Source organism: Mycobacterium sp. NTMscope_Eco_3, assembly GCF_976985685.1.
Genome location: NZ_CDRJYZ010000001.1, coordinates 867,806 through 880,028 on the forward strand (window position 1 = coordinate 867,806; position 12,223 = coordinate 880,028).

The following is a 12,223-nucleotide window of genomic DNA, read 5'->3' on the forward strand; positions in this document are numbered from 1 at the left end:
GCCCAGGATTCACACGCAACGCCGACGATTCACACGCAAAGCCCAGGATTCACACGCAACGCCGTCACTGAGCGCGGCGGGGCCGCGGGCGATCGCTGGCGAAGCCGCGCACCACATGCGCGCGGACGAACTCCGCCGCCACCTCGGGATCGTCCATATCCAGGGTCGAGGACGGCGTGCTGAAGAGCGAGAACAGGATGCGCGCGAACCACTCACCGGCGGCCTCGACGTCGAGATCCTTGCGCACCTCACCCGTGAGCCTGGCGGCCGACAGGTAGGGGGCGAAGAACTCGACGCATTCGCGCAGCAGCACGGCGGCGTCCTTGGTCAGCAGCAGGCTGATCGCATCTTCGTCAAAGTACTTCTCGGAAGCGATGACTCGTCGCGCCTGGGTGACGAAAACCGCCGCGGAAGAAAGCTTTTCCTCGAGGCTGCTGCCGCGGTCCATCGCCTTGGACATCTCGCGGTAGAAACGCTCGGACGCGTGCTCGGCGCATGCCTCGACGATCGCGGCCTTGTCGCTGAAGTATTCGTAGATGGTGCTGCGGGATACCCCTGCCTGCTTGGCGATGTCGACGATCGTCGCCTTGTCCAATCCCTGCTTGCCGAAGCACGTGAACGCCGAGACGACGATGAGCTCGCGGGTATCGGCGGCCTGGGCCGGTTGAGTCGTCACGGGACCAACGCCCCTCATCCCGCCGGGGCGAGGATCAGCCCACTGGTGGGCACACCGGTTCCGGAGGTGACCAACACGTGCTCGACGTTATCGACCTGATTGTGCGAGGTGCCCCGCACCTGGCGCACCCCTTCGGTGATGCCGTTCATGCCGTGGATGTATGCCTCGCCCAACAGGCCTCCGTTGGTGTTGATCGGGAAATCTCCACCCAGCGAAAGCCGTTCGACGGTCGCGAAGTCCTTGGCCTCGCCGCGCCCGCAGAAGCCGAGCTCCTCGAGCTGGGTGAACACGAACGGCGTGAAGTGATCGTAGATGAAGGCGGTTTGGATGTCCTGCGGCTTGAGTCCGGAATCGCGCCACAGCTGCCGGGCCACCACCCCCATCTCCGGAAGCCCGGTGATGTCGTCGCGGTAGTAGCTCGTCATCATCTCGCCGTTGTAGGCCGCGCCCTGCGCGGCCGCGGTGATGACGGCCGGGGGCTGCGGCAGATCGCGGGCGCGTTCGGCGCTGGTGATGACGAGCGCGACACCGCCGTCGCTTTCCTGGCAGCAATCCAGCAGTCGCAGCACCGGTTCCACGATCCAGCGCGAATTCTGGTGATCTTCCAACGTGATCGGACGCTCGTAGAACCAGGCGTCGGGATTCTTCGCCGCGTGCGCACGATCGACGACCGCGATCCTGCCGAAGTCCTCGTTGGTGACCCCGTACGTCGACATGTAGCGCTGGGCGTGCATCGCAACCCAGGCGGCGGGAGTGAGCAATCCGAACGGCGCGTAATGCGCCATGAACAACGGGGTTTCGGCCATGCTGCGCCCGCTGCCGCCGAACCGGAACCCGGAACGTTCGTTGAAGGCACGCCAGCACACCACCACGTCGGCCACACCCGTGGCGACCGCCATCGCCGCGTGCACCACGGTCCCGGCGGCGGCGCCCCCGCCATGGTGCACGCGCGAAAAGAAACTCAGATCGCCGATGCCCACGTTGCGCGCGATGTCGATCTCGTCGCTGGAATCCATGGTGAACGTGACCATGCCGTCGACGTCGGCGGGCGTCAGGCCGGCGTCGTCCAGCGCCGCGCTGACCGCCTCGCACGCCAATTGCAGTTCGCTGCGCCCGGATTCCTTGGAGAACTCGGTCTGACCGATCCCGACGATGGCCGCGGCGCCCGGCAACGTCCGGCTCATGCGTCCGGACCGTCGAGCAGGCTGAGCACCGCCGTGCCGGAGACGTGGTCGCCCAGGCTGTTGGCGCCCGCGAAGGTCACCTCGACGAAATTCTCGCCGCCCGAGCCTTCACTCTTGCCGGTGACGCTGCCGGTGAACCGCAACGGGTCGTCGGGAAAACAGGGCACGCCCAGGCGGATCGACAATTTCTTCACCATCGCCTCGGGCCCCGCCCAGTCGGTGAGGAAGCGCACGCAATAGCCGTTGGTGGTCAGGATGTTCATGAACAGGTTGGGCGAACCCTGCTGCTTGGCGTAGTCGCGGTCGTGATGCACCGGCATGAAGTCACGGGTGGCGATCGCGCCGGCAACGATCATCGTTGTGGTGATGGGGATTTCGAGGGGCGTGACCTCGTCACCGACCGAAATGTCTCGCCATTGCAAAGTGCGGTTCGCGGTGGTCGTCATGCGTGTCCCTCCGAATACGTCGCGTCAAGGCGAACTGACTGACCGCGGGGCCGAAACTGGTGTAGCACGAGGCCGTCATCGAAGACCTGGTAATAGACCTCCACGGCCAATCCGGGTGTGATGCCGGAGGGATCCACGCCGGTCAGGTTGGACACCAGCCGGACCCCTTCCTCGAGTTCCACCAGCGCGACGACGTAGGGATAGTCGAAGAACGGAAACTTGGGTTCGTGTGGCATCACGTAGCTGTACACCGTGCCGAGGCCGGAGGCCTCGATCGTGTCCCACTCGAGCGAACGGCAGTGCGGGCACATCGGCCGGGGCGGATGGCGGAGCTGCCCGCAGCCACCGCAACGCTGGATCAGGAGCTTGTTCTCCCGCAAGCCATTCCAGAAGAATTCGGTGTCCGGGGTGATCGCCGGCGCCAGACGGGCCGCCATCAATTCGCCGGCCTGAATCGCAGCACCCGGAATCGCTGCCGGCCCAGCACTTCGCCGTTCTGGTCGGTGTAGGTGGTCAGCCAGGTCAGAAAGAAGCCGGTGCCCAGCGCCGTCTTCTTCTCGTCCGAGACCGATTCGTAGACCGTCGTCGCGCTGATCTCGTCGCCCAGTCGCGGGTAACGTTCGATCTCGAACTCCGAATTGGTCGCCACCGTGCTGGTGTAGCCGGCCTCGTCGAGGAATTCGGTTGGGTTGCTTTTGATCTCGATCGGCGCCCCGCCCCGCTCACCGATTCCCTCCAGTATCGGCGACGGCATTGTCCACGTCTGCAGCATCACCGGTGGCGACACGATGCCGCCGAACCGGGACGAGGCCGCGAACTCGGGGTCGAGATATACCGGGTTCATGTCGGCCATCGCGTACGCCCAGTGCCGGATCATCGGCTGGTTCACCGGGTCCGGTGCCAGCGACGGCTTTCCGGTGCCGCCGGTCGGCTGCCCGACGAGGGCCCGCACCTTGGCGCTGACGGATTCTGAGTCGGTCACGTAGCAAGCCCCTCTCGCAGGACACCTTGATCCGACAGATTGGCGCGATCTGTCTCGCGAGATGTGTGTACTCTGCGGCGTCGCATGCTGTCAATACAACAGCAAAGTGCGCGAGGAGCTCCGGAATTCGCGCAAATGACGATTGACGGCGGCCGCTGGTGCGGGTACACCAAGTGATCAGATGACCGGAGGAAACACATGGCCGATTTGCCCGCTCTCGTTCAGTCCTATCGGCTCTACATCGACGGCAACTGGGTCGAGCCGCAAGACGGCCGGTATGAGGACATTTCTCCGTCCACCGAGGCCGTGATCGCCACCGCGCCCGACGCCAGCGTCGCCCAGGTAGGTGAGGCGATCGCCGCCGCGCGCCGCGCCTTCGACAGCGGACCCTGGCGCACCATGAGCGCCGAGCAGCGCGCCGGGTGTCTCAACCAGCTGGGTGAGGCGCTGAGCAAACACGCCGACGACTTCTTCGCGCTGTCCCAGGTGGAATGGGGCTGCGTTGCTAATGAGCGCATCATGCAGATCGACGGCGCCGGGTTCATGTCGATGCACGCCGCTCAGCTGGCCACCCAGTTGACCGACCAAGAGGTCACCGGGATGGGCGCCGGAACCACCTTGTTGCGTCATGCGCCGCTGGGTGTTGTATCGGTGCTGACGCCGTGGAACTTCCCGCACTGTCTCAACGTGATGAAGCTCAATCATGCTCTGGCAGCGGGCAATACCGTCGTGCTCAAGCCCTCGCCGCTGACACCGCTGGCCGGGCTGGCGCTCGCGCGGATCATCGACGAACACACCGACATCCCGCCGGGGGTGGTCAACGTCGTCACGCCTTCCGGGGTTGACGCGGCCAAGCTGCTGACCACCGATCCGCGGATCGACATGGTGAGCTTCACCGGCAGCTCGGTGATCGGCCGACAGGTCATGTCCGCCGCCGGCGACACGATGAAGCGGATCCTGCTCGAGCTCGGCGGCAAGTCCGCCAGCATCGTCCTGGACGACGCGCAAGTCACCGACGAGATGCTGCAGCAGATGCTGTTCGACTGCTGTTCGCTGCACGCCGGACAGGCCTGCATCCTGCACAGCCGGCTGCTGCTGCCCGATTCGCTGCACGACGATGTCGTCGATCGGCTCGCCGCGTTGGCGCGTGAGGTCAAGGTGGGCGATCCCGCCGATCCCGACGTGCAGATGGGCCCACTGATCAGCGCGGCGCAGCGGGACCGGGTCGAGGCGCACGTCGCCGGTGCGCTCGACGACGGGGCGAAGCTGGTGACCGGCGGTGGCCGTCCGGCCGGCCTGGACGTGGGGTTCTACTTCGAGCCGACGATTCTGTCCGACGTGGAGCCGAATTCGACTATCGCGCAAGAGGAAGTGTTCGGTCCGGTGCTGACGGTGCTGCGCTACCGCGACGACGACGACGCGGTGGCCATCGCGAACAATTCGCAATACGGGCTCTCCGGGGCGGTGTGGGGCGGCGACGTCGACCGCGCCGTCGGCGTCGCACGCCGCATCCGTACCGGACAGATCGCGGTCAACGGCTGCGGTCCGGGCGGCGCGCCGTTCGGCGGCTTCAAACTCAGCGGCCTGGGCCGCGAGGGCGGCGGAATCGGCGGGCTACACCAGTACATGGAGCCGATGGCCATCGGGGTTCCCGCGTGACGACGTGGCAGAAGTCCGGCAGCGCCCCACCCCGGAGCCCGTTCGGCACCGGCCCGAAGCGCCTTTGGTAAAGCGCGCGTCCCGTGCCAAGCTGCTGACATGGCCATCGAGATCGCCCGCCCCAAGCTCGAAGGAAACGTCGCCGTCGGCGAAGACCGCCAGATCGGCTTCGCCGAATTCGGTGATCCCCAGGGCCGCGCGGTCTTCTGGCTGCACGGCACCCCCGGCGCGCGTCGCCAGATTCCCACCGAAGCCCGCCTCTACGCCGAAAACCACAAGATCCGGCTGATCGGGCTGGACCGGCCCGGGATCGGCTCGTCGACACCCCATCGCTACGAGAACATCCGGGCGTTCGCCGACGACCTGCGGACCATCGCGGACACGCTCGGCATCGACAATATGGCCGTCATCGGCCTGTCCGGCGGCGGTCCGTACGCGCTCGCGTCGGCCGCGGTGCTGTCCGACCGGGTCGTCGCGGCCGGAATCCTCGGCGGCGTCGCGCCCTTCGTCGGCGACGAGGGGATCACCAGCGGCCTGATGAACCTGGGCAAGCGGTTGGCGCCCCTGCTGCGGCTGGGCGGTGACCCGCTGCGGATCGGTGCGAGCCTGGTGGTCCGGGCGATCCGCCCGGTCGCCAATCCCGCCCTGTATCTGTATGCCGCGATATCGCCCGAGGGCGACCGGCGCCTGCTGACCCGCCCCGAGTTCGGGGCCATGTTCCTCGACGACCTGCTCAACGGCAGCCGCAAGCAGCTGGCGGCCCCGTTCAACGACATCATCCTGTTCACGCGGGACTGGGGATTCCGGCTCGACGAGGTCAAGGTCCCGGTGCGCTGGTGGCACGGCGACAGCGACCACATCGTCCCCTTCGCCCACGGCGAGCACGTCGTGTCCAGGCTGCCCGACTGCGAGCTGATCGTGCTCCCGGGCGAAAGCCACCTCGGCGGGCTGGGCCGCGGCGAGGAGATCTTGTCCACCCTGATGAAGATCTGGGACGAGAAAAGCTGATACCTCTACGCCGGGTAGCCTGCTGACGTGCTGCTGGCGTCGTTGAATCCCTCGGCCGTTACCGCCACCGATATTGCCGACGCGGTCCGCATCGACGGCTCGGTGCTCAGCCGCAGCGACCTGGTCGGTGCCGCCACCTCGGTGGCCGAGCGGGTGGGCGGCGCGGGCCGGGTCGCCATCCTGGCCGCCCCAACCGCCGAGACGGTGCTGTCGGTCACCGGGTGCCTGATCGCCGGGGTGCCTTTCGTCCCGGTGCCCGCCGACGTGGGCACCGCCGAGCGCCGGCATATGCTCACCGACTCCGCGGCGCAAGCGTGGCTCGGGCCGGTCCCCGACGAGCCCGAAGGGCTCCCGCACATCCCGGTGCGCCTGCACGCCCGCTCCTGGCACCGCTACCCCGAGCCCTCGCCCGACGCCACCGCGATGATCATCTACACCTCGGGCACCACCGGGCTGCCCAAGGGGGTGGTGCTGAGCCGGCGCGCGATCGCCGCCGACCTGGACGCGCTGGCGCAAGCCTGGCAATGGACGGCCGACGACGTGTTGGTGCACGGCCTGCCGCTCTTCCACGTGCACGGCCTGGTGCTGGGCCTGCTCGGCTCACTGCGGGTCGGGAATCGCTTCATCCACACCGGGAAACCGACGCCGGCGGGCTACGCCGCGGCCCGCACCGACTTCGGCGGCACGCTGTTTTTCGGCGTGCCCACCGTGTGGTCGCGGGTGGGGGCGGACGAGGCGGCCGCCCGGGCGCTGGGCCCGGCGCGGCTGCTGGTCTCCGGAAGCGCACCGCTGCCGGTGCCGGTGTTCGACCGGTTGGCCGCACTCACCGGACATCAGCCCGTCGAACGCTACGGCGCCTCGGAATCGCTGATCACCATTTCGACGCGGGCCGACGGCGAGCGGCGCCCGGGGTGGGTGGGCCTGCCGCTCACCGGCGTGCAGACGCGGGTGCTCGACGACGACGGCGGTACGGTGCCGCACGACGGCGAAACCGTCGGGAAGCTCCACGTTCGCGGTCCGATGATGTTCGACGGCTACCTGAACCGGCCGGACGCCACCGCCGAGGCGTTCGACGCCGACGGCTGGTACCGCACCGGTGACGTCGCGGTCATCGACGGCGGGGGGATGCACCGCATCGTGGGTCGCGAGTCGGTCGACCTGATCAAGTCCGGCGGCTACCGCATCGGTGCGGGCGAGATCGAGACCGTGCTGCTCGGACATCCGGGCGTGCAGGAGGCCGCGGTGGTCGGGATGCCCGATGCGGACCTGGGGCAGCGCATCGTCGCGTACGTCGTCGGATCCGCCAACGGCGACGAACTGATCGACTATGTCGCGCAACAACTTTCGGTGCACAAGCGCCCGCGCGAGGTCCGCGTCGTCGACGCGCTACCCCGCAACGCCATGGGCAAGGTCCTCAAAAAGCAGCTGCTGTCCGACGGCTGAGCGCGGTGCGTGGGCCCGTCACCACACCGCGAATTTCAGCTCGATTCTTCGCAGTCCCGTTACGCCCGCAGTCCAACCGGCGGCAGGTACCGTCGTAAAAGTGCAAGGACGGAACCTACCCCCGGCCGGCGCCGCCGCGACCGTCGTAACCGGGCCCACGCCGATGAGGCGGATCGCGGTCGCCTGCCTGGTGGGCTCGGCGATCGAGTTCTACGACTTCATGATCTACGGGACCGCGGCGGCACTGGTGTTCCCGATGGTGTTCTTCCCGCACCTGAGCCCCTCCGGCGCCACGATCGCCTCGATGGGGACGTTCGCGACGGCTTTTTTGTCCCGGCCCCTCGGCGCGGCCGTGTTCGGATACTTCGGGGATCGGCTGGGCCGCAAGAAGACCCTGGTCGCCACGCTGCTGATCATGGGCGTGTCAACGGTGTGCGTCGGCCTGGTCCCCAGCTCGGGGGTGATCGGTGCCGCGGCGCCGCTGATCTTGGTCGCGCTTCGGCTGCTGCAGGGGTTCGCCGTCGGCGGCGAATGGGCGGGTTCGGCGTTGCTGAGCGCCGAATACGCGCCCGACGACCGGCGCGGCCGGTACGGCGTGTTCACCTTGATGGGCGGTGGCATCGCCGCCGTGCTGAGCAGTGCAACCTTTCTGGGGGTGAACCTCACCATCGGCGAAGGCAGTCCGGCGTTTCTGCAGTGGGGATGGCGGGTGCCGTTCCTGCTCAGCGCGGTGTTGGTCGGGCTCGCGCTGTACGTGCGCCTGAACATCGAGGAGACCCCGGTGTTCGCGGAGGAGAAGGCGCGTGAGCTGATACCCAAAACCCCGCTCGCGGAGCTGCTGCGGCTGCAACGCCGTGAGATCGCGCTGGCCGCGGGCAGCATCCTCGGCGCGTTGGGGTTCATCTACATGGCCCACACCTATCTGGCGATGTACGCGCACTCGCACCTGGGGTATTCGCGCAACTTCATCTGGTTCGTCGGCGCGCTGTGCGGGGTCGCGAGCATGGCGTTCATGGCGGTATCGGCCACTCTGTGCGACCGGCTCGGGCGTCGCCGCATCATGCTGGTGGGGTGGAGCTGTTGTCTGCTGTGGTCGTTTCTGGTGATGCCGTTGCTGAACACCGGCAAGCCCGTGGGGTACGCGGTGGCGATCGTCGGCATGTGCACGGCCGCGGCGATCGGCTCCGGCCCGACGGCGGCATTCATCCCCGAACTGTTCGCCACCCGCTACCGCTACAGCGGAACGGCGCTGGCGCAAAACCTCGCCGGCATCGTCGGTAGCGCGGCGCCGCCGCTGATCGCCGGGACCCTGCAGGCGACATACGGCAGCTGGGCGATCGGATTCATGTTGGCCGCCCTCACAGCGGTCAGCCTGGTGTGCACCTACCTGCTGCCCGAAACCAACGGCACGGCGCTCGGAGTCGGTTAGTTGGCGTGCAGGTCCTCGTTGAGGGCGATGCCCTGGCCGCCGCGGGCCACCACCTCGACGGCCCCGCTCAGCGAATTGCGCCGGAACAACAGGTTGTTGCCGCCGGAGAACTCGCGCGCCTTCATCTCTTTGCCCTCGGGCGTGATGACCTTGGTGCCCGCGGTGACATAGAGGCCGGCTTCCACCACGCAGTCGTCGCCCAGTGAGATGCCCAGGCCGGCATTGGCGCCGAGCAGGCAACGCTTGCCGATCGAAATGACCTCGGTGCCACCGCCGGACAGCGTGCCCATGATCGAGGCTCCGCCGCCCACATCGGAGCCGTCGCCCACCACCACGCCGGCCGAGATGCGGCCCTCCACCATCGACGCTCCCAGCGTGCCGGCGTTGTAGTTGACGAAGCCTTCGTGCATCACCGTGGTTCCCGGGGCCAGGTGGGCGCCGAGCCGCACCCGGTCGGCGTCGGCGATGCGCACCCCGGTCGGCAACACGTAGTCGACCATCCGCGGGAACTTGTCGACGCCGTAGACCATCACCGGTCCGTGGCGGCGCAGCCGGGCCCGCACGGCCTCGAACCCCTCGACGGCGCAGGGCCCGCGGTTAGTCCAGACGACATTGGTTAATACCCCGAACAAGCCGCCGGCGTTCAGCCCATGCGGCGCCACCAACCGGTGCGAAAGCAGATGCAGCCGCAGGTAGGCGTCGTAGGCGTCGGCGGCCACGTCGTCCAGTGAGCCGATGACCGTGCGCACGGCGACGGTCTCGGTGCCGCGGTCGTCGTCCCGGCCGATCAGCGCCGTCAGTTCGGGGGGAACGTCGGACAGCGCCAGCCGCGACGTCGCCCCGGTGCCCGATTCGGTCAGTTCCGGTGCGGGAAACCACGTGTCGAGGATCGATCCGTCGGCGGCCAGCGTTGCCAGCCCGATACCTGCAGCTCCAGTCACGGCGGTCAGGTTACTTGCCGGCCCGCTTCACCGGTCCGCCCGCCCTGCGGGCGACGACGCCCCGGGGGTCGTGAAATGGGCCGAGTGCGCCGCCGCCTGTGAAAAGCTGGCCCGCGCAACGTGATTCGGAGGTCCTCGCTGCGCGGTCGCTGCAGTGTGCGTTTCGAGGCCGCCGTCTTGCCAGGTCAACCGAGTGAACTGGGCCGTTTCGGGGTACCTCGCTCCCGGGCATCGGCTGGTCACGTCCTGGGCCTGGTGGAGAGCCACCGGCGCGGGTCCGCAAGGGACCGGCTCGTTTAGAGAAGGAGAACACCATGTCCTTTGTCACCACACGGCCCGAGGCGCTGATGGCCGCGGCGAGCATGCTCGAAGCGCTCGGCTCCTCAATGGACGCCCAAAACGCCGCCGCCGCGGCGCCCACCACGAGCATCGCTCCGGCGGCGGCCGACGAAGTGTCCGCGCTGCAGGCCGCGCAGTTTTCCGCCTACGGCGCCTGGTATCAGCAGGTCAGCGCCCAGGCGAAGGCGATCCACCAGACGATGGTGAACAACCTGGATACCAGCGCCGGTTCCTATGGCGAGACCGAAACCGCGAACCGGGTGACGACCGCCGCCTCGTCGTTGTCGCCGTTTGCCGCCGGACAGGCCGCGGCGGCCGACCCCCCGCCCGCGGGAAGCACCACCCTCGGGACCGGGATCGGGTGGGGTCAGAACGTCGGTGCAGCCGCGTCGGACTTCATCACCTTGGGGGAGGGGCAATTCGCCCCCGTCACCGGCGCCGCAGGGATTCCCAACTTCACTCCCGGGCTCACCTCGGCGTCAGCGCCCGCGCCTGCGGCCCCCGCCGCAGTGGGTGCCGCGCCGGTGCTGGCGAGCATGGGCCGCGGGCCTGCGATCGGCGCGTTGTCGGTGCCGCCCAGCTGGGCGGCCGGTGGTGTCCCGTCGGTGAATGCGACCCCGGCGCAACTGGTCGGCGCGGGCTTCACCAGCGCCGCCCCGCAGGCCGCGCCGGTGACCACCGTCCCGGGCGGCCTGCCGTCGATGGCCACGAGCGGACGCGGCGGCTATGGCCTCGGCGCGCCGCGCTACGGGGTCAAGCCGACCGTGATGCCCAAACCGGCCATCTAGCACCCCACGAACAACAACCGAGAATAGGAGCGACGCAATGTCTTTCGACTTTGGAGCACTTCCCCCCGAGATCAACTCCCGCCGCATGTACACCGGGGCGGGGGCCGCGCCGATGATGGCCGCCGCGGCGGCCTTCAGCAGCCTCGCCGACGAATTGAGTACGACGGCCTCGGCCAGCCAGTCGGCGATCTCGAACCTAACCGGCGAGGAGTGGATCGGGCCTTCCTCGTCCGCGATGGCCACCGCGGTCGAGCCATACATCACGTGGATGCACACCACCGCCGCCCAGCTGCAGCAGGCGGCCTCCCAGGCCATGGCGTCGGCGGCGGCCTATGAGGCGGCCTTCGCGATGACGGTGCCACCCCCGCTGATCGCGGCGAACAGAGCCCAACTCGCGGCCCTGGTCGCGACGAACGTCTTGGGTCAGAACACCGCGGCCATCGCGGCCACCGAGGCGCAGTACGGCGAAATGTGGTCCCAGGATGCCGCCGCCATGTACGGCTATGCGGCGGCGTCGGCGGCCGCGGCCAAGCTGAGCCCATTGACCTCGCCGGCGCCGACGAACAACCCGGGCGGGCTTGGGGCGCAGGCCGCGGCCGTCTCCCAGGCCGCGGCCACGGGCGCGCAGACGAGCGGCCTCCAGCAGACCGTCGCCAACGCGCCCAACGCGGTGCGGACGTTTGCCGCCCCGCTGGCCGACCCTCCGTCGGCCCTGAGCGGGCTGGACAGCTTCCTCGGCAACCCGGTGGTGAACAACGTCGGCAACGCCGGTTTCGACGTGGTCTCCTGGAACGTGTTCAACACCATGGTGTCCAACATCCTCTACAACCACACCCTCGACGTGGCGGCGGCCACCGGCACGGCCGGCGATGTGGCGGGCGCGGTCGGCGGCGGCATGTTGGTGGGCGCGGCGGCACCGGCGAGCACCGCGGGCGTCGGCGCCGCGCCGGTGCTGGCGAGCATGGCTTCGGCCTCACCGGTCGGCGGGCTGTCGACGCCCGCCGCGTGGTCCGCGGCCACGCCCGCGCCTGCTGCCGCGACGCCCGTGAGTTCGGGGTGGACCGCGCCGGTCGAAGAGCCGCGCACGACGTGGGCGACGGGCATGCCGGCGGTCGCCTCGGCCGGGCGCGGCGGCTACGGCATGGGCCCGCGCTACGGGGTCAAGCCGACGGTGATGCCCACGCGGTTGCTCGTGTAAAGCGAGTCGCCATTGGCGACGCACTACCTAGATGGTGGCGACCCGCTGCGCCCGGCTCCGCCGCGCTTGCGATCGCCACTGGGTCAGATGGTGGCGACCCGCTGCGCCCGGCTCCGCCGCGCTTGCGATC

12 protein-coding genes are annotated in these 12,223 nt (G+C 68.7%); 6 read left to right on the plus strand and 6 right to left on the minus strand.

Features of this window, described 5'->3' with window-relative positions:
• Positions 1-64 precede the first annotated feature (64 nt).
• The 5 genes from AC0KTM_RS04180 to AC0KTM_RS04200 are packed head-to-tail and all read right to left on the minus strand — an operon-like array spanning position 65 to position 3,288.
• Positions 65-676 (minus strand): TetR/AcrR family transcriptional regulator, encoded by a 612-nt coding sequence (locus tag AC0KTM_RS04180; protein WP_225330203.1) that lies wholly within the window; start codon positions 674-676, stop codon positions 65-67.
• Positions 677-690: 14 nt separating this feature from the next.
• The gene (locus AC0KTM_RS04185; protein ID WP_225330204.1) at positions 691-1,860 is read right to left on the minus strand and encodes a lipid-transfer protein; all 1,170 of its coding nucleotides are present in this window, start codon (positions 1,858-1,860) and stop codon (positions 691-693) included.
• Positions 1,857-2,306: a MaoC family dehydratase gene (locus AC0KTM_RS04190; RefSeq protein ID WP_225330205.1), complete on the minus strand. Its 450-nt coding sequence runs from the start codon at positions 2,304-2,306 to the stop codon at positions 1,857-1,859. Before AC0KTM_RS04190 ends, AC0KTM_RS04185 begins: the two co-directional genes overlap by 4 nt.
• A complete protein-coding gene (locus tag AC0KTM_RS04195; RefSeq protein WP_238958134.1) occupies positions 2,303-2,743 on the minus strand; it encodes a Zn-ribbon domain-containing OB-fold protein in 441 nt (146 codons plus the stop codon). Before AC0KTM_RS04195 ends, AC0KTM_RS04190 begins: the two co-directional genes overlap by 4 nt.
• Positions 2,743-3,288 carry an FAS1-like dehydratase domain-containing protein gene (locus AC0KTM_RS04200; RefSeq protein WP_225330207.1) on the minus strand — a complete coding sequence of 182 codons (546 nt, stop codon included), beginning with the start codon at positions 3,286-3,288 and terminating at the stop codon, positions 2,743-2,745. Before AC0KTM_RS04200 ends, AC0KTM_RS04195 begins: the two co-directional genes overlap by 1 nt.
• 198 nt (positions 3,289-3,486) lie before the next feature.
• On the opposite strand from AC0KTM_RS04200, the gene AC0KTM_RS04205 reads away from it, so the two are divergent.
• The 4 genes from AC0KTM_RS04205 to AC0KTM_RS04220 all read left to right on the plus strand — a co-directional run bounded on the left by AC0KTM_RS04205 (position 3,487) and on the right by AC0KTM_RS04220 (position 8,827).
• A complete protein-coding gene (locus AC0KTM_RS04205) occupies positions 3,487-4,947 on the plus strand; it encodes an aldehyde dehydrogenase family protein (protein ID WP_238958133.1) in 1,461 nt (486 codons plus the stop codon).
• A gap of 99 nt (positions 4,948-5,046) precedes the next feature.
• Positions 5,047-5,955, plus strand: coding sequence for an alpha/beta fold hydrolase (locus tag AC0KTM_RS04210; RefSeq protein ID WP_225330209.1), 909 nt, complete (start codon positions 5,047-5,049; stop codon positions 5,953-5,955).
• A gap of 27 nt (positions 5,956-5,982) precedes the next feature.
• Positions 5,983-7,398 (plus strand): acyl-CoA synthetase, encoded by a 1,416-nt coding sequence (locus tag AC0KTM_RS04215; RefSeq protein ID WP_225330210.1) that lies wholly within the window; start codon positions 5,983-5,985, stop codon positions 7,396-7,398.
• Between the two features lie 163 nt (positions 7,399-7,561).
• Positions 7,562-8,827: an MFS transporter gene (locus AC0KTM_RS04220; protein ID WP_225330215.1), complete on the plus strand. Its 1,266-nt coding sequence runs from the start codon at positions 7,562-7,564 to the stop codon at positions 8,825-8,827.
• Here the strand turns inward: AC0KTM_RS04220 and dapD are convergent.
• Complete coding sequence (gene dapD / locus AC0KTM_RS04225; RefSeq protein ID WP_225330216.1) at positions 8,824-9,777, minus strand: 2,3,4,5-tetrahydropyridine-2,6-dicarboxylate N-succinyltransferase; 954 nt, start codon at positions 9,775-9,777, stop codon at positions 8,824-8,826. The two genes, AC0KTM_RS04220 and dapD, sit on opposite strands and share 4 nt — an antisense overlap.
• A gap of 305 nt (positions 9,778-10,082) precedes the next feature.
• Here dapD and AC0KTM_RS04230 point away from each other — a divergent pair, with 305 nt between their 5' ends.
• Positions 10,083-10,895: a PPE family protein, SVP subgroup gene (locus AC0KTM_RS04230; RefSeq protein ID WP_225330211.1), complete on the plus strand. Its 813-nt coding sequence runs from the start codon at positions 10,083-10,085 to the stop codon at positions 10,893-10,895.
• A 37-nt stretch (positions 10,896-10,932) separates the two neighbouring features.
• Positions 10,933-12,093, plus strand: a complete 1,161-nt coding sequence (locus AC0KTM_RS04235; protein ID WP_225330212.1) for a PPE family protein — start codon at positions 10,933-10,935, stop codon at positions 12,091-12,093.
• Positions 12,094-12,223 lie beyond the last annotated feature (130 nt).

Coding starts and splice junctions, on each gene's coding strand:
- AC0KTM_RS04185 (WP_225330204.1), bottom strand. CDS start 1,860: ATGAGCCGGACGTTGCCGGGCGCCGCGGCCATCGTCGGGATCGGTCAG.
- AC0KTM_RS04190 (WP_225330205.1), bottom strand. CDS start 2,306: ATGACGACCACCGCGAACCGCACTTTGCAATGGCGAGACATTTCGGTC.
- AC0KTM_RS04195 (WP_238958134.1), bottom strand. CDS start 2,743: ATGGCGGCCCGTCTGGCGCCGGCGATCACCCCGGACACCGAATTCTTC.
- AC0KTM_RS04205 (WP_238958133.1), top strand. CDS start 3,487: ATGGCCGATTTGCCCGCTCTCGTTCAGTCCTATCGGCTCTACATCGAC.
- AC0KTM_RS04210 (WP_225330209.1), top strand. CDS start 5,047: ATGGCCATCGAGATCGCCCGCCCCAAGCTCGAAGGAAACGTCGCCGTC.
- AC0KTM_RS04220 (WP_225330215.1), top strand. CDS start 7,562: ATGAGGCGGATCGCGGTCGCCTGCCTGGTGGGCTCGGCGATCGAGTTC.
- AC0KTM_RS04230 (WP_225330211.1), top strand. CDS start 10,083: ATGTCCTTTGTCACCACACGGCCCGAGGCGCTGATGGCCGCGGCGAGC.
- AC0KTM_RS04235 (WP_225330212.1), top strand. CDS start 10,933: ATGTCTTTCGACTTTGGAGCACTTCCCCCCGAGATCAACTCCCGCCGC.